Genomic DNA, 23,090 nt, shown 5'->3' with positions numbered 1-23,090 from the left:
GACTTCGCGAATGAATCCGGAGATAAACTGAATGATGGGAAGGGGAGAAAAGCTTAGTGCGAGCTCTCGCCGGAGGAGTGGGAGTCCTTTGCAGGGGCGGAAGTGCTGTCGGTCGAAGGCGAACTGGGAGACGTCGTGGCCGGTTTCTTGTTCAGGTCAATGACTGTGGAGGAGAAGGTGCGATCTTTGGCCAGGATAGCCAAAGACAATGACGTAAACATAAACACGAATGCGGTGATCACCGTAAACTTGCTCAAGAAATTCGCCGGCCCACGGCTGCCGAATACGGTTTGACTTGAACCGCCGAACGCTGCACCGATTTCGGCTCCCTTCCCGGATTGCAGCAAAATTGCTCCAATCATGAGCAGGCAGACGATGACATGAACAATGACCAGCAAGGTATACATAGTGTTTACGAGGTCGTGGTGGGCTTGGAGCCGATAGCGACCTTGATGAGTGTAGCAAAAGAGATGGGATCTAAACAAGCCCCGCCGACCAGCGCGCCATCGATTTCTTCGGAAGATAAAAAATCGGCAATATTGTGCGGTGTGACGCTGCCGCCATAGAGAATTCTCATCTCCTTGGCCAAGTGTGCTCCACCCAATTCACCGATAATGCGACGGATCATGCGATGGACCGGTACAGCTTGCTGTGCCGTGGCAGCTCGTCCCGTTCCAATCGCCCAAACTGGCTCGTATGCGATCGTGAGGGTAGCCAGTCCTGGGCCGTCAACCCCGACAAGTCCGGCACGAAGTTGTCGTTCAATCACGAGGTTCGTCTGTTCGGCATCGCGTTCCTGGAGGGTTTCACCCACACAGAGAATCGGGTGGAGTCCGTGCCGGATGGCTGCTAGAACCTTCTGGTTCGTCCACGTATCCTGGTCTCCAAAATATTGCCGGCGTTCGGAATGGCCGACGAGGACGAACTCACAGCCGAGGTCCTTCAGCATCGGACCCGATACCTCGCCGGTGAACGCGCCTTTGTCCTCCCAATAGAGATTTTGAGCTCCGAGGAGAAAGGCCGGCGTTGAACCAAGCGCGTCTCGCGTGGCGTGCAAGGCGGTAAATGGCGGTGTGAACCCAACCTGGATATGTTCAAGGCTGGGTAACTCCTGATTCAGGCGATGAACAAACGCCACGGCTTCGGTGGCCGTCTTGTTCATTTTCCAGTTGCCGACGATGAAGCGTGTTCTCACGGGGCCTCTCGTGGGAAGCGTGGGTCAAGAATATCGTTACGCCGGACGATTTGGGAGTGCCGCAAGCCCCGGGAGGGTTTTGCCTTCGAGAAGTTCGAGCGCCGCTCCACCACCAGTCGAGATGAACGAGATGCTTTCAGATTCCCCCGCGCGGTGAATGGCCAGTGCCGTTTCACCTCCGCCGACAATGGTGAGCGCATAGGCGTTTGCGACGGAATGGGCCATCGCCAGGGTGCCTCGTGCAAAGGCATCCACCTCAAACATGCCCATCGGGCCGTTCCAGAGAATGGTCTTGGCGTCCTGGACGGCTTCTGAGAAGAGTTTCACGGAAGCCGGTCCGATATCCAACCCGTACCAGCCCTTTGGAATTTCCTGAACCGGAACGATCTTTGTTTCGGCGCCCGGCTCGCGGCTGGCGGCGACGACACAGTCTACCGGCAGATAAAATTTGACGCCGCTCGAGAAGGCATGGTCCTGCACCCCTTTGGCGAAATCGAGCATGTCGTTTTCAACGAGTGATTGCCCGATCTCGAGCCCCATCGCCTTCAAAAACGTAAAGGCCATGCCACCGCCGATAATGACCTTGTCGACCCTCTTGCCGAGGTTTTCGATGACCCCGATTTTCCCTGAGACCTTCGCTCCTCCGAGAATGGCCACAAAGGGCCGCACCGGATTTTCGACGGCCCCTTCGAGATACTCGATCTCTTTCTTGAGAAGGTAGCCGGCCGCTGCTTCGGGGATGTATTTCGTGATACCGACGGTCGATGCATGGGCTCGATGGGCAGCACCGAAGGCGTCATTGATATACACATCGGCGAGTGAGGCGAGCGCCTTGGAAAATCCTTCGTCATTTTTCTCCTCTTCGGGGTGGAAGCGGAGGTTTTCCAACAGCATGACGTCGCCGGGTTGCATCTTGGCGACGAGACTTTCGACGGCCGCGCCGATACAGTCCGGAGCAAATGTCACTTCCTTGCCAAGCAATCGCTGGAGCCGTTTCGCTACTGGAGCGAGGCTGTATTTGGGATCGAATTTCCCCTTCGGCCTGCCGAGGTGCGAACACAGGATCACCTTCGCGCCTTCATCAACCGCTCGGTTGATGGTCGGAAGCGTGGATCGAATCCTGGTGTCGTCGGTAATTTGCAAGGAATCATCGAGCGGGACATTGTAGTCTGCTCGGATAATCACACGCTTTCCGCGTAGTTGAAGATCCTCGATAATTCGTTTGCGAATATTCATGACAGGGCCTCACTCCTTTTCCGGGTGTTCCGCGCCGGTGGCTGGCAGCTCCGGCCGGTGCTGCACGTCAGAAAAGCGCGAAGTGTGGGACTCGGTTCACGACGCTTTGGCAACGATGTACTTGATCAGGTCCCGCACACGGCAGGAATAGCCCCACTCGTTGTCGTACCATGCCGTGACTTTGACTAATCGTTTGTCGATGACCGCGGTCAGCGGGGCATCGACGATAGCGGAATGCGCATCGTCCTTGAGGTCGATCGAGACAATGGGGGCATCTGAGTAGGCCAGCACGTTTTTCATCGGGCCGTCGGCGGCCTTCTTGAACGCGGCATTCACCCCGGCCACATCACAGTCCTTTTCCGTTTCCACGGTGAGGTCCACCAAGGAGACGTTTGGCGTCGGAACGCGAATGGCCAATCCATCCAATTTCCCCTTTAATTCCGGAATCACCAGGTGAAGCGCTTTCGCAGCCCCGGTGCTTGTTGGGATCATGGACATCCCGGCAGCACGTGCCCGACGCAAGTCCTTGTGAGGGAGGTCGAGCAGTTGCTGATCGTTGGTGTAGGAGTGGATCGTCGTCATGACGCCGTGTTTGATGCCGAAATTTTCGAGCAAGACTTTCGCAACCGGCGCGAGGCAGTTGGTCGTACACGAGGCGTTCGAGACAATGTGATGGGTTTTGGCGTCAAAGACCTGTTCATTGACGCCCAGTACGACGGTGGCATCAGGGTCTTTCGCGGGGGCAGAGATGATCACGGTTTTTGCCCCGGCGGATAGATGTTTTCCTGCACCCTCGCGATCCGTGAACCGTCCGGTCGACTCCACCACGATATCGACATTGAGTGCTTTCCAAGGCAATTCCTTTGGATCCTTCACGGCCAAGACCTTGATCGCTTTTCCGTCCACGATCAGTTGGTCATCCTTGGCCTCGACCGAGGCCTCCAGCGTTCCATGAACCGAGTCATACTTGAGCAAGTAGGCCAATGTTTTGGCATCGGTCAGATCGTTGATGGCGACAAACTCCAGGCTGGGATCTCCCAGAGAGGCGCGGAGAACATTGCGGCCGATGCGTCCGAATCCATTGATGCCGATGCGTGTGGTCATGGGGCTAAATCCTCAAGAATTAAACGGGTTGAACTGAGTGAATCTGGGGCGATAGTACTGACCGACTTTCTGCGTGTCAAGCATACAAAAAGAGGGAAGGCCGGTGGATATTGGCGAAACGGACATCGGCGAGTGAGTGGAGAGACGGCCTGTCTTGTGTGTGCGCAAGGGGTCGGGTAGAGTCTGTTTTTTGAACATCCATGGGGCGTCGGAGCGATATGCCGTCCGAAACATTGCAGGCTGAAGCAGGAAAAGTGCTCGAGTGGGGGAAGTTATTGGAATACCTGGCGTCGTACGCCCAATCGACGATTGGCGTCGAATATTGTCGTACGATGGAGTTGGAAGAGGATCTGGCTCAAGCCCGAATCCGACAGGCGGAAACCACCGACATGATCCGCTTGCGGGGCGGGACCGATCCCTTTCCGATCCTGCGATTTCCGGACGTGTTGGAGTGGTTGGGGCGGGTGGCCAAGGGGGCGGCTCTGGAAGCGCATGGGTTGCGGGATATTGCCCTTGTCCTGGAAGTCATCGATGACGTGCAGCGCTACCTTCTCCGCCACCAGGCTGATGCGCCGACGGTGAGCGCCCTGGTGCCGGCGTTGGGGCCGGTGAGCGAGTATCGCAGGTTGTCCGACGCCTTGAAGCGAGCGATCGAACCCGATGGGTCCATACGGGAGTCGGCCAGCCCGGAGTTGCATCGCCTGATGCAGCGTGCCACAGACCTCAAACAGCAAATGCGGCATCGCCTCGATCAAATCTTGCACTCGCGCCGATACGAAGAGGTCTTGCAGGAGCAGTACTTTGCTCAACGGGAAGGCCGGTATGTGGTTCCGATCAAGGCTGAGATGCAAGGGCGGGTTCCAGGCATCGTGCACGATGTGTCGTCGAGCGGCGCCACCCTCTTTCTGGAGCCGCGCGAACTGGTAGACCTGAATAATTCTATTAAGGTTGTGGATTTGGACGTCGAGCGTGAGGTGCGTCGCATCCTGCGCGAGTTGTCCGCGCTGGTGGCTCCTCATCAACCGGCACTGGCAGGAACGGTGGGAGTGCTGGGTCGACTGGATAGCATATCGGCAAAGGCGGCGCTGAGTCAGCGCCTGCAGGCCTCTCCCACACGTCTCAACGATCAGGGGTGCGTGCTGCTCAAGCAGGCGCGTCACCCGTTCCTGGTGCTGACGAAAGAGCAGGTGGTGCCCAACGACTTGGCGTTTGATGAAACCGTGCGGGTGCTCATCATCTCCGGCCCCAACACGGGAGGAAAAACCGTCACGCTGAAGTTGCTTGGCTTGTTCTCGTTGATGGTGCGCTGCGGTCTGCACCTTCCCTGTGCGCCTGAGTCGGAAATGGCGATCTTTCCCTCGGTGTATGCCGATATCGGAGATGCGCAGGATCTGGCACGAGATCTGTCCAGCTTTTCTGCGCATATTACGCAGATGGTGCAGCTGCTCTCGGAGGTGTCCGACGGAGCCGCATCAGGAGGGCCGTCGACGTCGGGGGGGCCCGGTCGTGCGCTGGTCTTGTTGGATGAGCCGGTGACCTCCACCGATCCGGCTGAAGGCGCGGCGCTCGCCAGTGCCTTACTCTGTCGGTTGGCAGAGGCTGGGGTGAAGGTTGTGGCCACCACGCACTACAGCGTCCTGAAAGGTTTAGCCCACGAGCGGCCAGGATTTGCCAATGCGAGTGTCGAATTCAATATCGAGACCCTGTCACCGACCTACAGGGTGATCCAGGGACAACCGGGGGGGTCTGCTGCAATTGAAATCGCAGGGCGGCTCGGAATGGATCGAGCTTTGCTGGGCGATGCCCGGGCGCGGCTTCAGGGCGATAACAGGGTCCTTGAGACCCTGTTGAGTGATCTGCAGGACAAGCAACGACGATTGAGCGAGGACCTTGCTGCGGCGACGGCGGCCAGGCAGGCTGCGGAACAGGCGTCTCGAGAAACACAGGAATTGCTGACGTTCCTGCAGGAATCCGAACGGGATGAGCGACAGGGGTTGAAGAAAAAGTTGTCCCAGGAGTTTCAACGCGCCCGGGCGGCCGTGCAGGCAACGATGGATGACTTGAAGCGGGATCAAAAACTGCTCAAGGCCAAAGAGGCCAAGGCGCGGCTGGTGGAATTGGAACAGGCGGTTCGGCACGAGGTCGGAGAGTCCGAAGAACCGATTCCCGTCGATCAGCTATCCACTGGAGATGCCGTCGAAGTGGTGGGACTCGGTATGACAGGCACGCTGCTGGAAAATCCTCAGGGCAAAAAGCGCGTGCGTCTGAAAGTCGGTGAGGGGGAAATCCTGGCGAATGTGGCAAGTCTGGCAGGCATCTCCAGGAGTCGTCGGCCGGCAGTTCCTGAGCCGATCAAAACGAGCGCCGGTTCCCCGAGGCGAACTACCCAGACCTTGGCCTCTGAAGACATCCAGGAGACGCTGGACGTGCGTGGGCAGGCAGCCGACGATGCGTTGGATGTCGTCGTGGCCGGTCTCGATCGTGCCGTCTTTGGGGGAAGCCCCTTTGTGCGCATCATCCATGGGCACGGCACCGGTCGGTTGCGGGCCGCGCTACGGGAATATCTGAAGGCCTCCCCCTATGTCGTGGCGTTTCGGCCGGGTGATCGTGCGGAAGGTGGCGACGGAGTGACGATTGTGGAATTGCGATAACTCGGTGGCTTGGGGGCTATGTTCCATGCCGGAATTTTTGTATGCTGAAGAAGTATCCCCGAACGTGCCCGTCTGCGACTCGGTGTGCGGAGTCTGATAGGACGTAACCACATTGCGTCGGGATCGGAGCTTCGTCGGGCCGCACATAGCGCCTGACCTAAGTCGCCGGTCGAGCCGCAACCTACCCTATGGCCTGCCGTCATGCGCCAGCGGGTCAGTCTTCAGAGTTTGTTCACCCTGTCTGTACTCGCCGTGGGAATGTTCTGCGGCACCGTAGGCCTCGCCTATGCCTATTGGCACGCCAGACAGTCGCTTCAGTCCACCGTCGGGATCACCTTCCAGGAAATAGCCCGTCAAAGTGCCGACAAGGCTGCCTTACTGCTTGCCGGTGAAATTGAGTGGGTGCAACGGCTTGCCGCGCTTCCCGATCCCCGAGCGTCCGTGGAGGGAGCGATGCTCTCTGCGCAGGCGAATCCCCAGGTGGAGCGATGGCGTGAAGAGCAGCATCGATATTTCCATTCCCTCGCCATTGTACGGACGGACGGCCAACTGGTCGGTGGACGGGTGAATGATGCCACCCGAGGTTTTTACAGCCGACAGCCTTGGTGGACGGCGGTCGTGCAACAGGGGCATTCCTGGGCAGGACCCCTCACGGTGGATGAAGAGGGGAGTGGGTACTGGGAAGTCGCGGTGCCGATTGGTGAGCGGGGCGCGCCGGTCCGTGGTGTCCTCAAGGTCGTCATCGGGACGAATCGCATCCTGTCCTCTATTCTTGGGAGCCGTCTGGGTCGGACAGGGCATATGATGCTGTTGGATGAGCATGGAGCGATCCTGGCCTGCTCCGCGCGCGCGCGCAACCTTCATACACCTCTTCCGGAGAGTCTCACACACGGGAGGACCGGGGTTCCTGCCGCCCGATGGACCCAGGTCGACCGGGATAGTCACGGGGCGCAAGGGAGCATCATCGGAATAGCCCCTGTCGTGCTTCCCTCAGAGGTGGCGCAGGCGCCGGCCTGGTCCATCTTGGTACAGCAGGATCCGGCAGAGACATTCGAGCCGTTGTCTGCGTTGCTCGGGAAGCTTGGCGCGTTCTGGATCGGGACGGGCGTGTTTGTGGTGTGGTTACGCTGGCGGCTGGGGCGACGGATTGTGCGGCCTCTGGGTGCGCTGATTCAGCGTATCAACCAGATGGGCGGTGGTGAATATTCCGCCCTGCTTCCGTCGTCGTCCAACCGTGTTAGTGGCATTGAAGAGATCGACCGGCTCGCCGCGAGTTTCGATGAGTTGGCTGAACGCTTGGAGCTGGCGTCACAAGCGAAGGCACAATATCTTCGTCGAGTCGAGCAGGCTAATGCCGACCTGGCGACTTCCGAAGAACACTATCGACTGTTGTGGGATCACTCGGTCGATACCAAAATCCTGGTCGATCCCCTCGGTGTGATCCAAGCCATGAATAGGCGTGGTGAGCTGACGCTCGGCCGACCGGCCTCGACCCTCGTTCACCGTCCGGTTCTCGAACTCGTGGCTGAGGCCCAGCAAGTTCGTCTGCAGGCCCAGTTGGATCGTGTGCGTCAAAGTGGCGAGGACGTGTCGGCAGGCGTGATGCGCGTGCCGATGGTAGGTGGTGAGCTGACGATGGACGTCGATTGCGTGCCGGTCAAGAAGGCCGGCCGCATCGAATCGATCATGGTGCAACTCCGTGATTTGACTCAGCAGAAACAACTCGAGCAGCAATTGCTGCGATCCGAACGCCTCGCGTCGTTGAGTCAGTTCGCCTCGATGTTTGCGCACGACATCCGCAATCCTCTGGCCGGGATCAAGAAAACGCTGGAATGGCTTGCCGGACGTCCGGAGATGGGACAGGATCTGCCACGTCGCTGTTTGGAGGATTTGCGCTTCACGACCGACCTGCTCCTGGGCATGATCAACGACATGTTGGATGTGTATCAGGAACACTATTCGGGTCTTCCGCTGAGCCGGTCGCCGGTCGCCACTGGTCAGCTCTTGCAAGAGACGTTGAGGCTCTTCCGTTTCGAGGCAGAGGCGCAGGGCGTGCGATTCGCGGTGCGTAGGCCGTCGGAGGAAGTGTGGGTGTGGGGGGACGGGCGACGGTTGCAACGGGTCTTGATCAACCTGCTGCACAACGCCCTCAAATACTCGCCGCCGCAGGGCACCATTACCCTGACTCTGCTGGTGGAGGAGGCGTCGATGTCGTGCGCAACGGCAGCTTGTGAGCCGTCTTTTGGATCTATGGTGATGATCCATATCGAGGATGAGGGGCCGGGAATCGCCCCGGATGATGTGCCGCATGTGTTTGACATGTTCTTCCGCAAGAAGGATGGGCAGGATTATCGGATCGGGCGCGGCCTGGGGCTGCATTTTTGTCGGCTTGTGGTGGAGGCCCATGGCGGCCGCATCACCGCAGGCAATCGGTCTGCGGGTGGAGCCGTCTTGACGGTCGCGTTGCCGGTCAGACAGGAGCAGTCATGCCTATCACCATCCTGATCGCCGAGGATCAACGATTGTTTCGGCAGAGTTTACGGATGTTGCTCGAGCATGAGCCGGACATTGTGGTCGTGGGGGACGCGATGGATGGTCGACAGGCGTTCGACCTCGCCGTGGCGGAAAAGCCCGACATCGTGTTGATGGATGTCGACATGCCGCGGCTGGACGGTATTACGGCCACCCGCCTGATCCGTAGTTGTGTCGCGGACTGCCGGGTATTGATGCTGTCGGTGCATGACGACGATGCCCGGATCGTTGCCGCCGTGCAGGCGGGAGCCTCCGGGTACATTTTGAAAGACGCCGACCATGAGGAGTTTCTCCGGATCATCCGCGCGACCTTCCAGAACAAGCCCGTGCATTCGGCCTACATGCCGGATGGGTTTGCCAAAAAGGCTGTGGCCTTGGCAGGCCAACAGGGGGAGACCGATTCCGGGGGGCTCTCCTTGTTGACCGATCGGGAACAAGAAATCCTTGCCTGTGCCGCGGCCGGGCGCAGTAACAAAGAAATCGCCGATCAACTCTGTGTGTCCCTCGATACGGTGAAAACGCATCTCCATCACGCCTATCAAAAGTTGAAGGTCAACGGGCGTGTTGAGGCCGTGCTCGTCTACCTCGGGAACGGCTAACGCCCGATTGCTCACCGCACTCCGCCTCACCCGAAGGGTGGAGAGAAAATCCACCTCCCAGGCAATAGGCCTCGTGTAGACCTTTTCGTAGAGTGAGATCGGTGCCGATCGTCACAGATCGAATCGTCCATATTTCAGAGAGGAGGAGGCATTATGAACAGGAGCACATGCCTCGTGCCTACCTTCCAGATCGTGCTCGGGTCGGTTGTCGCCGCATGGCTGGCGTCTGTGGGTTTCGCTCAGGTCATTCATCCGGATCAGATGTTCGGGACCTTCTCGCCGCAGATGGAAAGTCGGCCTGGAGACAACCCCGCTTCCAGTGATCAGGCGGGCACTGAGCCGGATAAGGGGTTTGATCGCCAGCTGGTGGTCCCGGACCTCGATGCGACCGAAGGGACGGACATGAATATGCTGAGGACGCCGGACAGCAAGGATGCGGAGGAGGCGCGGGAATCGGATCGTCAATCGGCGGTCTCCTACTGATCCCCTTTCCGGGGATCGCGTCATGACCAAGGAGGCGCACTATGAACAGCTCCAGATTGAGATATGTGGGGTGGACCCTGGTGTTCGGATTCTGTCTCGGGGCGAGCCTGCTCATCGGAAATGTCGGTGCTCAACAGTCTTGGGTCGATGAACTCAACGGGTCACTCAACTTCTACAAGATCAGCTATCCGGGTGCGAATTGGGAACCGTACAGCCAACGGCTGGCGATCGTGAAGGATGCCATCGGACGGGGAGATACCAAGACCGTCAAAACCGAAATGGGGAAGTGGTTCAAGATGTTGAGGACTCGCGATCAGGGTATTCACGACGTGGCGGCGGATGAATTGTTCAACTTTGCCGTCATGATCACTCCGATCCAGGAATATGGCATTGCTGTCCCACCGGCTCCAGGGATGGGGAGTGAGCCGGGGTACTGAACGGACAGGGAGCGCGAAAGATGTGAAAGGAGGTTGCCATGAAGTGGACGGCGTGCCTTCTCGTCGGATTGATCGGAGTCCTGTGTCCATTGGTGCCGGCCGGGGCGGAATCCTCAGAGAGATCATCACCGGGCGTGCATCTCGCCGTGAGTGGGCAGATTGCCAAAATTGAAAGCGGCCTCCTGTTTGTGAAAACTCCGTATGGGCTGCAAATGCGGACGATCAGTCCCAATAAGGCGGATCGAATCGGGCTGCATGATGCGCAGGTCGGTGATGAGGTGTGGTTGCTGGTCGATTCGGGAAACGTGTTGCTGGACGCCACCAGACCAGGTGGTGAGGATTTTGCCAATCACAAGGTGTTGGCCGGCCGGATTCACTATGCTGATCCCTTCTGGCGAGAAATCCACATCTCCACTCCTGAGGGGTTTGAACGGTTTGAGGTGGACACCCTGGCAGGGAGCAAACTCTCGGTGTTCCAGGAAGGGATGCCCGTGACGATCGAGTTGGATGCGGACAATGTGATGATCGACATCCAGTCCAATCGGTAAGGACGCAGGGGTCGGCATGCGCGTGGCGCCTTGACTTGATCGCAGGCCACTCGTACCATTTACCCCACGTGCGCTGCGGTCCGGCTGAAGCCGGCGGCAGCGCACGGTTCCCTGCACCCCGCAACGCGAACGCATCAGGGGCCGTCCATGCGATGTCGTCTGCCGTGGATGTTGGCATCGTTGCTAGCAGGAGGGGGGCTGATCGCCATTCAGCCGACCTCGGGATTCGAACAGCCCGACCGTTCTTCCATTCCATTCCACACCGTACTCGAACTCGAACAGACTGCTCGTCTACTCGCCGTACTCCTCGACTCCGGCCGTGCGGTCATCAATGACAATCAGATCCTGTTGGATGAATCGCACGGCAAAGGCCTTACGCCGGACGCCTTCGAACGCCAACTCCTGGACATGTTTCGCGGCCGGGCCGGAATCGACATGCGTGAGTTGGACAACACGACGCTGGCCCCGCGAACGAAACGGCTCCTTCGCGCATTGGTCGACACCAGCAGGCAGGTGATCGCTGATGTCCGCCGGGAGCGTGATCCCCAGGCTGCTGGATTCACGGGGTTTATTCCCGCCGCGTTCGGGGCGCGGGTGTCTGCCCGGTTCACCGATCAGACGGGCGTGCGACTGAAACAAACGTCGCTGGCTCCGCGGAATCCTGCTAACCGTCCGGACGCCTATGAACGGGGCGCGTTGGAAGCGTTTGCCGATTCTGCCTACCCTCGGGAAACCGTCATCAGCGAGATGGCAGCCAACAGCTCCTCGTTTCGCTTGATGTTTCCGTTGTATGCAACCAGGCATTGCCTGGATTGTCATGGTGAACCCAAAGGGGCGGCCGACCGCATGGGCTATCCGCGGGAAGGCCTCGTCCTCGGACAAAATGCCGGGGCGATCAGTGTGCTGTTGCCGGTCAAACCATGAAGATTCTTCTGGTCTTAGTCACCCTCTTTCTGGGTCGTGTCGGTCACGGAGAGGCCAATGAGCGGCCACCGCTGCCGGTCGAGAGACCGGCGGGCAGCGGCGTGATTGTCCACCACGATGGCTATGTCCTCACGGCGCATCATGTGGTCGCCAGCGCCAAACGGATTACGATTGTCACGCCAGGAGAGTTTCGGGCGCCTGCGGTGCTCGTCAGTGTGGATGCGGAGCATGACCTCGCGCTTCTGAAGGTGGAAACCGTCGGGTTGTCCGAAGCGCCGCTTGGCTACGCCGGGGCCGTGAAGCTGGATCAAGAGGTGATTGCCGTTGGGTTTCAGTTCGGGTTGCGCGAAACCACCATCACCAGAGGCCATGTGGCTGCTGTGCGTACGAGGGGCGTGCAACGGGTGTTTCAAGTGGACGCGGCGGTGAACCCGGGCAACAGCGGCGGGGCGGTCTTCAATCGGCAGGGTGAAGTTGTCGGGATTCTCACCACGAAATTTACGCACCCCTCCGGCATTGTGCCGGAAGGCATGGCGTTCGCCGTCCCGATCAGTTATGCCACACCGTTGCTGGCCAATATTCCGGATTTTGATTTTTCGGCGATCGGCAAAGTCAGAAAAGAGGGCAAGAAGGGAAAAGGGACCAGCGATCCCGTACCGGACATGGCGCGGACAGCCGTACGGATCGAGACCATTCGCATGTCTGAAACACCGGCGGCCTCGAGCCAATCTGTCGCAACGTCCCCACCTGCGGAGACGCTGCGAGGCGGGCAGACGTCAGTGGCCCGCGCGCCTGTGCCGCTGGTTCATTCGAACGAGACCGCACCGTCGGTCGGTGAGGAGTCCATCGATCGGGTCAATGTTCAGCTTCAGGTGGATCAACAGGAGGCCGTCAAACGGCTGTTGGAACAAGGCCTGACACCACCGGCTGGAATGGTGCTGATTCCGGCGGGGGAGTTTCTCATGGGGATGGAGGATGGCCTGCCCGATGCGCGTCCGCTGCATCGCCTCTATCTCAGTTCCTACTGGATCGATCAGCAGGGGGTGACCAACACACAGTATCGAGCCTGTGTAGACGGAGGGAGCTGTCTCCCGCCTAAAGTGCGCGCAGCCTTCGATGATCCTCAGCAGGAGCAACATCCCGTAACCGATGTCACCTGGATGCAGGCGAGAGCCTACTGTCAATGGGGCGGGAAACGGTTGCCCACGGAGGCCGAATGGGAGAAAGCCGCGCGCGGCATCGATGGAAGGCGGTACCCCTGGGGCAACAGCGACGAGGTGATTCAAAAAAGCCGGGGGGCGCTCACGGATGGAAAAGCCTCTACGAACGGCGCCGAGCCGGTGAGCATGCCGCTGGCCACCCGTTCCCCTTATGGCGTGTCCGGCATGGTTGGTTTGGTTTCAGAATGGGTGAAGGATTGGTATGCGGAAGATTTTTACCGCACCTCGCCGGCACGTGACCCGCAAGGCCCCCTGCGTGGAACCTTTCGAGTGTTGCGAGGCGGTAGCTGGATGGAACGGCCGCTCGAATTGCGCGCCGGTTATCGAGGATGGGATGAAATGACCTACTGGGGTCCGACGTTGGGGTTTCGTTGCGCGAATGACGCGCCGTAGCTGTGAGGTGACAGATACACCACCGAATGTCCGTTCGCGAACGATGGTTCGCTCCCGCCTCTTTCCCTCTTATCCGATCTCCAGTACGATAGCCCTTCGGTATACGCTGTTGCCTCGGGTGAATCTGCTCGATGACCTCTTCGACACGGACAACGAAACTCTTCTCCGCGCTTGCGGTCGGCCTCGCCGTGTTCAGTCTCGTGGCCGGACTGCGGATGACCCGCTGGTTTGAGGTGATAGAACTCAAGGCGCTGGATCATCTGGTCCGGCGTTATGCGGATCCTGCCAAGGCGGATTCCAATCTGCTGTTGCTGGCCATCGACGAATCGAGCCTGGAGGCGTTCGGGCGGTGGCCCTGGCCGCGCGATCGATTCGGGTATGTGGTCCGCTATCTCAAGCAAGCGGGCGCCAAGGCCGTCGTGTTCGATGTGATGTTTTTCGAACCGGATGAGAATGCCGAGGAGTTTGATCAGTCGTTTGCGGATGACATGCACGCGGCAGACAACGTGTTCCTGCCCATGTTGTTCCTGGCCGAGTCCACCTCGATACCGACGGATCTCCAATCCCGCGCAACGCTGAAAGTCGAGTGGCAGGAATCGGATCGCATGGCGGGCATGCAAGCCGGGATCAAACCGCCGACCCCAGTGCTGGCGCAGCAGGCGCATGGACTCGGCGTCATCAATCTGTCCGCGGATGCGGATGGTCCGACGAGGCGCATTCCAGTGCTAGGGCAATTGGGCGGGCAATTCGTCCCGCACCTTTCGGTCGCAGTGGCTCGGTACTTGCTCGGAGCGGACAGGATTTCCGTCAAGGACGGACGGGTACGGATCGGGAACACCAGTGTTCCACTCGATGCCGACGGCCAGCTCCTGATTCGGTGGCACGGTTCGCTGGAGCAGACCTACCATGCCCGGAAGTATTCGATCGGTGCCGTGCTGCAGGCATTCGCTCGACAGCAGAACGGGGAGCGGCCAACATTGGATGCGACGGTGTTCAAAGACAAGGTTGTGTTTATCGCCGGGACGGCCGCAGGTCTGTACGATCTTCGGGTGACGCCATTTTCTTCCGCCACGCCCGGTGTGTTGATCCACATGGCGGCCTTGGACAATTTGCTGCATGGGCAAGGATTGCAGGCCGCGCCGGCCTGGTTTTCGTTGACGGTGCTCTTGCTGCTGTGCCTCGCCTCGGCCGGGGCCTTCATGTTGGTCCGATCCTATCCGGTGAAATTCGGCGTGACGCTGGGGCTTGCCGTGGCCTACTACGGCTTGGTGGCGCACGCGTATGGCGGGCATGCGCGTTGGCTGGAACTGGTCTTTCCCGAAGTGGCCCTCGCCCTGACATTCGGGACGGCGGCCACGGTGGAATATGTGACCGAGGGAAGGCAGCGGCGGCTTATGCGCGCGGCCTTCGACAAGTACATGTCGTCCGAGGTGGTTGAAGAGATCATGCGCAACCCCGAGGCCATCAAGTTGGGTGGGGAAAAAAAGGAAATCTCGATCCTGTTTTCCGACATCGCGGGCTTTACGACGATTTCGGAGAAGATGTCGCCGGAGGATTTGGTGGCGTTGCTCAATCGCTACCTGTCGGCCATGACGACCATCATCAAGACGACGCACCGCGGCAATGTGAATAAGTATTTGGGGGACGGTATCATGGCGCTCTTCGGGGCACCGCTCGACGATCCGACGCATGCCTCATTGGCCTGTTATGCCGCGTTGGACTGCCAGGCTGAATTGGCCAGACTCCGCGGGATCTGGGTGCAGGAAGGGTTGCCGGAGATCGGCGCCAGGATCGGCATCAACTCCGGTCCTTGCATCGTCGGCAACATGGGGTCCGATGAGCGCATGGAATATACGGTGACGGGAGACAGCGTCAATCTGGCGTCGCGTCTCGAAGGGGCGAGCAAATATTACGATACGTTGATCCTGATCGGGCAACGCACCGCCGAACTGGCTAAGAACGACGTTGAAGTGCGCGAGATCGATCTGCTACGAGTGAAAGGCAAGAACGAGCCGGTCGTCGTATTCGAACTCCTGGGCCGGAAGGGACAGGTCGTCGAAGCCAAACGACGCGTCGTTGACCGGTACCTGGAGGGGCTCGCCGCGTACAAGCAGCGAGACTTCGAGACGGCCTGGGCCAGATTTACCGAGGCGGCCGATTTGGATCCGGCGGACGGGCCATCACGGGTTTATGTGGAACGGTCTGCCAATTACCGGCAGGCACCTCCGCCTCCGGCGTGGGACGGGGTGTATGAAATGACATCGAAGTAAGCCGCGGTGCTGAGGGGGAGGAAGCTGTGACACAACCACGACGATACTGGGTTCCGCTGATCTTGTTCTGCGTCGGTCTAGTGGCGTGGGGGACCGAGGTCTGGGCTGAAACCGTCTACGTGCAAGCCAAGACGGCGCAACTCCGTTCGGGCAAAACCTCGCTGGACACGGTGGTCGGCAACGTCAAGTACGGGGAGGCGCTGGAGGTGGTCGGCCGCGACGGCGGCTGGATGGAGGTCAAGTCGGCCTCCGGTGCCAAAGGCTGGATTTTCGCCAACAAAACATCGAGCACGAAACCGTCCGGTACCAACGATACCCTGGCCAAACTCGGCCAAAGTATGCGCGGCGGTGACGCCTCGGCGACCACGGCGTCGGCCGGTGCCAGGGGGCTGGACAAAGCCTCGGAAGGTTATGCCGATCGTGCCGGCGTATCCGCGCGGGATCGCGAGGCGGTGGATCGCATGACGGCCTACCAGATTTCCGATCAGGAGGTCGAAGAGTTTATGCGGGAGGGAGGACTTGGCGAATATGCGAAATAATCACGTCCTAGCAGCGAACCTGCTCGCGCTGTCCCTCACCGTGGCCGGCTGTGCGGAAGTGCAACGCGCCGGCGAAGATATCGCACGGCAATCAGGGAACCCGCGGCTGGCAGGGGCCATTCATGGGGTCGGCAATGTGGTCGGCAGTCTGTTTCCCATCGGCTATGAGGAAGAATCGTCGATCGGGCAGGCGATGGCGTTGCAGGTGGTGGCCCGCTATGGCGGTGTCGTCGACCAGCCCGAATTGGTTCGGTATGTGAACCTCGTAGCAAGGGCTGTGGCCAACACCTCGGATCGGCCGGACATCCCCTACCGCGTGGCGATTCTGGAACATGACTCCATCAATGCCTTTGCCGCTCCGGCCGGCTACATCTTCGTGACGCGTGGGCTCCTCAAGCAGGTGCGGAACGAAGCGGAATTGGCTGCGGTGTTGGGACATGAAATCGCCCATGTGAGCCAAAAGCATATTCTCGATGTCATCCAGCGCAGCAAACGCCTGGCCGGTGTCACCGAAGCCGGCCTGTCGTATGCGACGAGCAATCCGACAGCTTTCAAGACGGTGATCGACGGCGCCGTCAAGAAGCTCCTCGACGAAGGACTGGACCAGGGGAAGGAGATGGAGGCCGATACCATCGGCGAAGTGTTCACGACGCGAGTCGGCTACGATGCGGAGGCCTACGTAGGCTTGTTGACGCGCTTACGGGACCTCAAGGGAGACGACCGAGCTTTGTTTAAAACCCATCCGAATTTTTCAGCGCGTATCGAGGCAGTACAAAAAACGATACAGGGTAAGCATCTCGCGGCGACCGGCGTCCTGTTGCAGGAGCGGTTTGCTCGCATGACCAAACGCATCTAGTGCAAGATGTTGAAATGGGCTGCCAGCTTTGTTCTCGCATCGTTCAGACCCTCAACGTACCCCAGCGGGTACGCCTCGGGTCTTCACTCGCTGCGGCCTCGCTGGGCGGCCTGTTTGAGCCGCCTGCCGGATTGGTGTGAATCGTCGCCAGCGGTATTCTCGACTCGCTGAGGGGGCGTGCCTTAGCTCGCCGGGCGAAAGCGCAGCGTAAACGTGGTGCCTGCTCCCTGGTTGCTGGTCACGGCCAGGGTTCCGCCATTATCTTCAACCAGTCGTTTGACGTTGGTGAGGCCGAGCCCGGTGCCATAGTTCTTGGTGGTGAAAAATGGTTCGAAGATTCGTGCGAGGTGGTCGGGCGCGATGCCGCTTCCCGTATCGGCCACCGCAATGTTTACCTGCCCTTCCGTATCCACCCTGGTTGTAAGTGTGAGAGTGCCGCCATCCGGCATGGCTTCCCGCGCATTGATCAGCACATTCATCAGGGCCTCTTTGAGTTGCTCGCGGTCGACGCGGATCGGCGGAAGCGACTGCCCGAATCGGTGCTCAACCCTGATCCGCTCCTGCCCTCCCTGCGCCTCCCACTGCTTCAAGGCGGCTCGCAGCACGTCTTCCGCTGCACAGTCGGCGAAGTCCGGCGGTTTCTGCCTGGCATAACGCAGAAAGTCGTGAAGGCGCTGCGACAGCTTGTCGACTTCGTCGATGATGTAGCGGGCCATCTCCTGTCGTATCGGTTCGTCCTGCGGACCCTCCAGTACGACCTGGGCTGAACTTCGGATGACGCCGAGCGGATTGCGCAGGTCATGGGCAAGGGCGGCAAGAAGCTGCCCGACCGAAGCCAGTTTCTCCCGGCGGATCAATTCATGCTGTTGAGATCGGATCGTGCGGAGGTTTTCTTCCAAGACGACTCGCATGGCGGCGAAAGTTGCGGCCAGGTCCTCGATCTCATCGCCCGTTCGGTACTCGTGCGGTAGGGCCGGGATGGCCGGTGGGGGAGCGTCGGGGCGTTCCGGTGTGGCCAAAGTGAGGCGTAGTCCTTCGGCTTCGCGTTGCAGTGCCGTGATGGGTTTGACGATGCGTGAGCCGACGACGAAGCCGAGGCCCGACAGCACGATCACCAGGCCAAAGCCGATCATGCCCACGGTCAGCAACAAGGAATAGATCGGCGCGTAGGTTTCTTCCGGCGCCTGGCGGATAAAGGTGTACCACCGATTCCCATCGAGACTGGAGGGGGTGAGAGCGTGGCTGAATCGGACCGGTGCGGCCCCGACGATCGCATCGTGACCGCCGTGGGCGTCGTCGTCCGCGACCAACCACAGAGGATGATCCGTGGCCAACCGGCTCATGAGGCCTGATGGAATCAGGTGCGCGGTAGGCGGGAGTACCGGACAGATCAACGGGGTTCCCTGGGTGTCGAGGAGCATGGCATGACCGGTGTTCCCGATATGGATCGGGAGGATCATGTGCGTGAGGAGGCTGCGATGGACTACGACGTCGACGATGCCGATGGTGGTCCCGCTTGGATCGCCGACGAGAGGCACGGCGATGTGAAACACGGCCTCGCTGTTCCGCGGGTCAGGAACCACGGTGCTCACATAAGCCATGCCTGGTTTAGCTTGCATGGCTTCGCGCCACCAGGTCTGGTCGTCCTGTCGCGCCGTGAGTGTCGGATCGGTGGATGCGATGACGAGACCTTGTGCGTCGGTCACGGTGACACGCGCATAGTGCCGCGATTCACGAGCCCAGGTGTCGAGCCATCCCGGCGAGATCGAGCCGGGAGCCATCTGGCGGTTTCGCGGCGCAGGAACCTGCCATCGTTCGCTGTCGGTGTTTGCGGTGGCTGTCTCTTGTGTGTGTGTGGCGGCTAGGGTCGAGGCCAGGTGTGCGGTGCGGTCGATTTCGTCGTCTACGGCGGTCGCCAGGCGAATCGCGGTGGAACGTGCAATTTCCTGAAATCCTTCTCCGATCGCTTGCTTGAGGGTGGCGGTACTGGAGTGATAGGTCGCCCAGAGTGCTACCATGCCGGGCAGGATGCCGACGATCAGCAGCGCGATGAAGAACGTTCTCTGCAGTCTGCCGGTTCGTGCTGCAGCGTGCATCAGCCTTGAGGCTGCGAAAGGTTGTGCTTGGCCATGCGATAACGCAGCGTGTTCCGCGTGATCTTCAGCAGACGGCTCGCCTCGGACACGTTTCCCCCGCTTTTCTGCAAGGCCTCCTGGAGCATGGTCTTCTCCACTTCCTCGACGGAGAGGCCCAGCGACAGGAGCGATGGAGTGTCGGCCTGCGTGCTTGAGGGGTGAGATGGTGACGCGTGCAATGAAGCCGGGAGATGCTCGGGCAGAATCGTGTCCTGCTTGCAGGTGATGGTCAGCCATTCCACGACGTTGTGGAGTTCACGAACGTTTCCCGGCCAGGCATAGGCCTTCAAGATGGAGAGTGTTTCAGGGGCGATCCCTTTGATGCGGCTGCCGCGCTCACACCGGGCCTGGTTGAGGAACTGGGCGAGAATCGGCTCAATGTCTTCCGGCCGTTCCCGCAGGGGCGGCATGCGGAGTTGGTAGACGTTCAAACGATAATAGAGATCTAGGCGGAACCGCCCCGCCTTGATGAGGTCGGGCAACTCCTGGTTGGTGGCGGCGATGACGCGGATATCCACGGGAATACTCCGCACCCCGCCCAGCGGCTCGACAACGTGCTGCTCAAGCACCCGCAGGAGTTTTGCCTGGGCCGTGAGACTCAGCTCGCCGATTTCGTCCAGGAACAAGGTGCCCCGGTCGGCGATTTGAAAGCGGCCAGGCTTGGATTTCTTCGCGTCGGTGAAGGCGCCTTTTTCATAACCGAATAGCTCGGATTCCAGGAGGTGTTCGGGAATGCCGGCGCAATTCAACGCCACCATCGGTCCCTGAGCACGCGGGCTGACGAGGTGAATCGCGCGCGCCAGCAGGTCTTTGCCCGTCCCGCTTTCTCCTGTGATCAGCACCGTGGCGTCGGTGACAGCGACTTCTTGGGCGAGCCGCTTCACGAGTTCCATTTCCTTGGAGACGCTGACGATGCGATCGAATCCGAATTGCTCCTGCAGCCCTGCGCGCAGGGTGCGATTGTCGCGGGCCAGTTGGCGGACCTGCAGCGCGCGGGCGATAACGATCTTCAATTCCTCGTTGTCGACGGGTTTGGAGATGTAGTCGTAGGCGCCCTTCTGCATCGCCTCGACGGCCGATTTGACGGTTCCGAACCCCGTGACGATGAGGACCGGTACGTCGGGCACCTGTTGGCGGGCGGCTTCCAAGACCTGCATGCCCGAGATCGCGCCCAGTTGCAGGTCCGTAATGATCATGTCGAGTGCGTCATGGTCTTGGATCAGGCGAAGGGCTTCGTCGCCGGATCGCGCCAGCAGCAACTGGTAGCCGGCCGGCTTCAACACGAGTTCGAAGAGCCGCCGCATGCGGTCTTCATCTTCGACGATCAGGAGCGTGGGTGCCTGCATGGCCTCGTACCCGGCTGCGAGAAGTCCTCGGATGAGCGAGGACGTGACGCTGTAGCCTATCACTATCGACCGAGGAGGAACAGTGGGTGATGTCTAGCGGGGAGCGATGGGTGGGGTGGAGCCGGTGGCATTGGTCAGGGCCCAGGAGAGGTTGCGCTGGAATCCGGCATGCTTGGCGCGCGTGATCGGGCTCCCTGTAAACGTCGTCGTGAAGGTTTGTTCGTCCATGCTCGCGAGTGCTTGGAGGTTGGGGGCCGTTGTCAGCCGGACGGGTTGAAAGCCCGGTTCCGTGGTCGGTGATGCCTGGTGATTGTAGGGGCAGATGTCCAGGCAATCGTCGCAGCCGAAAATCCGGTTGCCGATGTTTCGGCGGAGGTCTTCCGGCAGGGGCGGTTCGCTGCCGCGCAGTTCAATGGTCAGATAGGAGATACAGCGTCCGGCGTCCACGATATAGGGTTCGACAATGGCGCCGGTCGGACAGGCTTGGATACAGAGTGTGCAACTGCCGCAGAGATCTGTGCCGGCCTCGTCGGGCTCGAGGGGGAGAGTGGTCAAAATTTCTCCCAGCAGGAGCCAGGAGCCGAATTGCGCCGAGACGAGATTGGAATGTTTGCCGATCCACCCGAGTCCAGCCTGTTGGGCCCAGGCTTTTTCCATGACCGGCCCCGTGTCGACATAGGCGCGATGACTGTAGCCAGGGGCGAAGGTGTTGAGCTGCGTCGTCAGCTGTTTCAGGCGTTCACCGAGAATGTCGTGGTAGTCCCGACCCCAGGCATACCGGGCGATACGTCCGTTGCCCTGCCGCTCGTCGGCGCGCTCATTGGTGTAGTAGTTCATCCCGAGTGAAATGATCGAGCGGCAGCCGGGCAACACCACGCTCGGGTCCGCCCGTTTGGGCGGGTCGCGAGCCATCCAGGCCATGGTGGCGTGGAAGCCGCGCTGCAGCCATTCATGTAACCGAGCCAGGAGGCTGTCTGGCGAAGTCTGCTGCGTGTGAGAGGGGGCGTCTTGCGCGGGAAGGCCGCTGATCCCGACCACGTCGAATCCCAGGTCGCGCGCAGCCTGTTTGATCTGAGCGGTGAGCGTCGGAGCCATTAGGGTTTTGTGCACTCGAAACGCACCATGAATTGGCCGGTGCAATGGCTGGAGTCGCATCGCGTGCATTGACCGGTGATGCGAGTTTTCCAGTCCGTCCCTTTCTTGTCGAATGTGCAGAAGGTGCGTCCGGCTTTGGACACGGTGGTCCAGGGCTTGTCCGTTCCGGGAAACTTGGCGATGATGCAGCCGGTCGGGATCGGTACCTGGCATTGGTGGGCGGGATCGCCCTTGGCCATGCCGAAGCTGCAGGATTGTTCCGTGGTTGCCGCGGAATCGGTCGGTGCCTGCGCCTGGCCGGTGCACGGAATGAGCATCGTCGAGAGAATAACGTACAGCCGGATCAACAGGGGGGACTGGTTCAGACGGTACATACTCAAGAGACTCCGAGAAAAACGGCATCGTACCACAGGCATGCTTTCCGCGGCGAACCCCCTGAGCTGGACCATCCCGACGGCGAATTCCCGAACGTTCCGATTCTGTCCATGCCCTGTTCAAAAATCACCGTCACAGATGAGCCTGCACACGCCATGCGAGGCATAACTCAACGCCGGCATAGAGAAGGCCGAATGGCATGTTAGTTGCGTTCTGCGGAGGGCATCAACCGGCGTATGGATACGTGTGTGATCCGCAGGGCCTGCCTGCTTGCGGCAAGGACCGGTTGCTCGGTGGAACCATGGCACAGGAAAAAATTCTGATCGTCGATGACGAAGTGGTGGTGGCGGAGGACATCAGGCGCCAGCTGCGTTCGCTCGGGTATACGGTGGTCGGCGTCGTCTCGTCCGGGAGTGATGCCGTGCACCAGGCCGGCGCACACCGACCCGATCTCATTCTCATGGACGTAAAGCTGAAGGGGCCGATTGACGGGATCGATGCAGCGCGAACCATTCACGCACAGTACGGCATTCCGGTCATCTATCTGACGGCGTTCTCGGACGAGGACACGTTGGAGCGGGCGAGACGGACGCTTCCCCTGGCGTATTTGATCAAGCCTTTTGTCAGCAGCGATCTGCGGGCGGCGCTGGAACTTGCGCTCTTTCGCCATCGTGTCTCGCGCATTGCCGAGCAACGGGGGCGCTGGCTCGATGCCGTGGTGCACTCGATGGGCGATGCAGTCGTGACTGTTGATCCACTGGGTCGGGTGACGTTGCTCAATCCGGCGGCGGAGGAACTCACCGGCTGGTCGCAAGCCGATGCATTAGGAAAAGCCATTCAAGACGTGATGGTCATCCTGGATCCGATGGAGCGCACGCCGATCCCGCACCCGGCTCTGCATACGCTGGCAACGCAACATCCTTCGCAGTCCAAGGCGCGTTCGGTCCTTCTGGTGGACCGTCGAGGGGAGGAGCGGTTGATGTGTGATCGTACGACCGTGATTCAGGATGAGCGGGGGGAAGCGTCAGGCGTGGTGCTGGTGTTTCGCCCTGCCGTGTAAGCCTGGGTCACTGTGCTGCCGACTCTGTCCCTCGTGTCGCCGGGGTTTCGTCTCGCTCAACCTCCCCGCTCGCACTCACCGCCGCCGATCAG

The 23,090-nt window shown here is 60.1% G+C and carries 20 protein-coding genes; 12 read left to right on the top strand and 8 right to left on the bottom strand.

Annotation, left to right across the window (positions count from 1 at the left end; translation table 11 throughout):
• Positions 1-53: 53 nt before the first annotated feature.
• The 4 genes from secG to gap all read right to left on the bottom strand — a co-directional run bounded on the left by secG (position 54) and on the right by gap (position 3,535).
• Positions 54-407 (bottom strand): preprotein translocase subunit SecG, encoded by a 354-nt coding sequence (gene secG / locus JNL86_14440; GenBank protein MBL8044110.1) that lies wholly within the window; start codon positions 405-407, stop codon positions 54-56.
• A 5-nt stretch (positions 408-412) separates the two neighbouring features.
• A complete protein-coding gene (locus JNL86_14435) occupies positions 413-1,195 on the bottom strand; it encodes a triose-phosphate isomerase (protein ID MBL8044109.1) in 783 nt (260 codons plus the stop codon).
• A gap of 36 nt (positions 1,196-1,231) precedes the next feature.
• Positions 1,232-2,425: a phosphoglycerate kinase gene (locus JNL86_14430; protein MBL8044108.1), complete on the bottom strand. Its 1,194-nt coding sequence runs from the start codon at positions 2,423-2,425 to the stop codon at positions 1,232-1,234.
• A gap of 102 nt (positions 2,426-2,527) precedes the next feature.
• Positions 2,528-3,535 (bottom strand): type I glyceraldehyde-3-phosphate dehydrogenase, encoded by a 1,008-nt coding sequence (gene gap / locus JNL86_14425; protein MBL8044107.1) that lies wholly within the window; start codon positions 3,533-3,535, stop codon positions 2,528-2,530.
• A gap of 218 nt (positions 3,536-3,753) precedes the next feature.
• Between gap and JNL86_14420 the strand changes: the two genes are divergently transcribed.
• The 11 genes from JNL86_14420 (at position 3,754) to JNL86_14370 (ending at position 16,987) form a co-directional block, all read left to right on the top strand.
• A complete protein-coding gene (locus JNL86_14420; GenBank protein ID MBL8044106.1) occupies positions 3,754-6,186 on the top strand; it encodes a Smr/MutS family protein in 2,433 nt (810 codons plus the stop codon).
• Between the two features lie 201 nt (positions 6,187-6,387).
• Positions 6,388-8,691 carry a PAS domain S-box protein gene (locus JNL86_14415; GenBank protein ID MBL8044105.1) on the top strand — a complete coding sequence of 768 codons (2,304 nt, stop codon included), beginning with the start codon at positions 6,388-6,390 and terminating at the stop codon, positions 8,689-8,691.
• Entirely contained in the window at positions 8,673-9,317 is a 645-nt protein-coding gene (locus JNL86_14410) for a response regulator transcription factor (GenBank protein MBL8044104.1), read from the top strand. The genes JNL86_14415 and JNL86_14410 overlap by 19 nt, the downstream gene beginning before the upstream one ends.
• Before the next feature lie 153 nt (positions 9,318-9,470).
• The gene (locus JNL86_14405; GenBank protein MBL8044103.1) at positions 9,471-9,800 is read left to right on the top strand and encodes a hypothetical protein; all 330 of its coding nucleotides are present in this window, start codon (positions 9,471-9,473) and stop codon (positions 9,798-9,800) included.
• 41 nt (positions 9,801-9,841) lie between these two features.
• Entirely contained in the window at positions 9,842-10,237 is a 396-nt protein-coding gene (locus JNL86_14400; GenBank protein ID MBL8044102.1) for a hypothetical protein, read from the top strand.
• Between the two features lie 38 nt (positions 10,238-10,275).
• Entirely contained in the window at positions 10,276-10,785 is a 510-nt protein-coding gene (locus JNL86_14395) for a hypothetical protein (GenBank protein ID MBL8044101.1), read from the top strand.
• A gap of 147 nt (positions 10,786-10,932) precedes the next feature.
• Entirely contained in the window at positions 10,933-11,709 is a 777-nt protein-coding gene (locus JNL86_14390; GenBank protein MBL8044100.1) for a DUF3365 domain-containing protein, read from the top strand.
• Positions 11,706-13,322 carry an SUMF1/EgtB/PvdO family nonheme iron enzyme gene (locus tag JNL86_14385; protein ID MBL8044099.1) on the top strand — a complete coding sequence of 539 codons (1,617 nt, stop codon included), beginning with the start codon at positions 11,706-11,708 and terminating at the stop codon, positions 13,320-13,322. Before JNL86_14390 ends, JNL86_14385 begins: the two co-directional genes overlap by 4 nt.
• A 131-nt stretch (positions 13,323-13,453) precedes the next feature.
• Positions 13,454-15,592 (top strand): adenylate/guanylate cyclase domain-containing protein, encoded by a 2,139-nt coding sequence (locus JNL86_14380; protein MBL8044098.1) that lies wholly within the window; start codon positions 13,454-13,456, stop codon positions 15,590-15,592.
• A gap of 26 nt (positions 15,593-15,618) precedes the next feature.
• The gene (locus JNL86_14375) at positions 15,619-16,131 is read left to right on the top strand and encodes an SH3 domain-containing protein (GenBank protein ID MBL8044097.1); all 513 of its coding nucleotides are present in this window, start codon (positions 15,619-15,621) and stop codon (positions 16,129-16,131) included.
• The gene (locus tag JNL86_14370; protein MBL8044096.1) at positions 16,121-16,987 is read left to right on the top strand and encodes a M48 family metalloprotease; all 867 of its coding nucleotides are present in this window, start codon (positions 16,121-16,123) and stop codon (positions 16,985-16,987) included. Before JNL86_14375 ends, JNL86_14370 begins: the two co-directional genes overlap by 11 nt.
• Before the next feature lie 182 nt (positions 16,988-17,169).
• Here JNL86_14370 and JNL86_14365 read toward each other — a convergent pair whose 3' ends face one another.
• From JNL86_14365 to JNL86_14350, 4 genes are all read right to left on the bottom strand, one after another.
• On the bottom strand, positions 17,170-19,083 hold the full coding sequence (locus tag JNL86_14365) for a hypothetical protein (GenBank protein MBL8044095.1): 1,914 nt from the start codon (positions 19,081-19,083) through the stop codon (positions 17,170-17,172).
• A complete protein-coding gene (locus JNL86_14360; GenBank protein ID MBL8044094.1) occupies positions 19,083-20,468 on the bottom strand; it encodes a sigma-54-dependent Fis family transcriptional regulator in 1,386 nt (461 codons plus the stop codon). Before JNL86_14360 ends, JNL86_14365 begins: the two co-directional genes overlap by 1 nt.
• Before the next feature lie 93 nt (positions 20,469-20,561).
• Positions 20,562-21,578: a tRNA epoxyqueuosine(34) reductase QueG gene (queG, locus tag JNL86_14355; GenBank protein ID MBL8044093.1), complete on the bottom strand. Its 1,017-nt coding sequence runs from the start codon at positions 21,576-21,578 to the stop codon at positions 20,562-20,564.
• Complete coding sequence (locus JNL86_14350; protein ID MBL8044092.1) at positions 21,563-21,937, bottom strand: hypothetical protein; 375 nt, start codon at positions 21,935-21,937, stop codon at positions 21,563-21,565. Before JNL86_14350 ends, queG begins: the two co-directional genes overlap by 16 nt.
• 200 nt (positions 21,938-22,137) lie before the next feature.
• Here JNL86_14350 and JNL86_14345 point away from each other — a divergent pair, with 200 nt between their 5' ends.
• Positions 22,138-22,998 carry a response regulator gene (locus JNL86_14345; GenBank protein ID MBL8044091.1) on the top strand — a complete coding sequence of 287 codons (861 nt, stop codon included), beginning with the start codon at positions 22,138-22,140 and terminating at the stop codon, positions 22,996-22,998.
• Positions 22,999-23,090 lie beyond the last annotated feature (92 nt).

It is taken from the genome of Nitrospira sp., assembly GCA_016788885.1.
In the GTDB taxonomy this organism is placed as follows: Bacteria; Nitrospirota; Nitrospiria; order Nitrospirales; family Nitrospiraceae; genus Nitrospira_A.
The sequence above is the reverse complement of the archived record's forward strand: the minus strand, read 5'-3'. Positions and strand labels throughout refer to the sequence as shown.

Coding starts and splice junctions, on each gene's coding strand:
- secG (MBL8044110.1), bottom strand. CDS start 407: ATGTATACCTTGCTGGTCATTGTTCATGTCATCGTCTGCCTGCTCATG.
- gap (MBL8044107.1), bottom strand. CDS start 3,535: ATGACCACACGCATCGGCATCAATGGATTCGGACGCATCGGCCGCAAT.
- JNL86_14420 (MBL8044106.1), top strand. CDS start 3,754: ATGCCGTCCGAAACATTGCAGGCTGAAGCAGGAAAAGTGCTCGAGTGG.
- JNL86_14415 (MBL8044105.1), top strand. CDS start 6,388: ATGCGCCAGCGGGTCAGTCTTCAGAGTTTGTTCACCCTGTCTGTACTC.
- JNL86_14410 (MBL8044104.1), top strand. CDS start 8,673: ATGCCTATCACCATCCTGATCGCCGAGGATCAACGATTGTTTCGGCAG.
- JNL86_14405 (MBL8044103.1), top strand. CDS start 9,471: ATGAACAGGAGCACATGCCTCGTGCCTACCTTCCAGATCGTGCTCGGG.
- JNL86_14400 (MBL8044102.1), top strand. CDS start 9,842: ATGAACAGCTCCAGATTGAGATATGTGGGGTGGACCCTGGTGTTCGGA.
- JNL86_14395 (MBL8044101.1), top strand. CDS start 10,276: ATGAAGTGGACGGCGTGCCTTCTCGTCGGATTGATCGGAGTCCTGTGT.
- JNL86_14390 (MBL8044100.1), top strand. CDS start 10,933: ATGCGATGTCGTCTGCCGTGGATGTTGGCATCGTTGCTAGCAGGAGGG.
- JNL86_14385 (MBL8044099.1), top strand. CDS start 11,706: ATGAAGATTCTTCTGGTCTTAGTCACCCTCTTTCTGGGTCGTGTCGGT.
- JNL86_14380 (MBL8044098.1), top strand. CDS start 13,454: ATGACCTCTTCGACACGGACAACGAAACTCTTCTCCGCGCTTGCGGTC.
- JNL86_14370 (MBL8044096.1), top strand. CDS start 16,121: ATGCGAAATAATCACGTCCTAGCAGCGAACCTGCTCGCGCTGTCCCTC.
- JNL86_14365 (MBL8044095.1), bottom strand. CDS start 19,083: ATGCACGCTGCAGCACGAACCGGCAGACTGCAGAGAACGTTCTTCATC.
- JNL86_14360 (MBL8044094.1), bottom strand. CDS start 20,468: ATGCAGGCACCCACGCTCCTGATCGTCGAAGATGAAGACCGCATGCGG.
- JNL86_14350 (MBL8044092.1), bottom strand. CDS start 21,937: ATGTACCGTCTGAACCAGTCCCCCCTGTTGATCCGGCTGTACGTTATT.
- JNL86_14345 (MBL8044091.1), top strand. CDS start 22,138: ATGTTAGTTGCGTTCTGCGGAGGGCATCAACCGGCGTATGGATACGTG.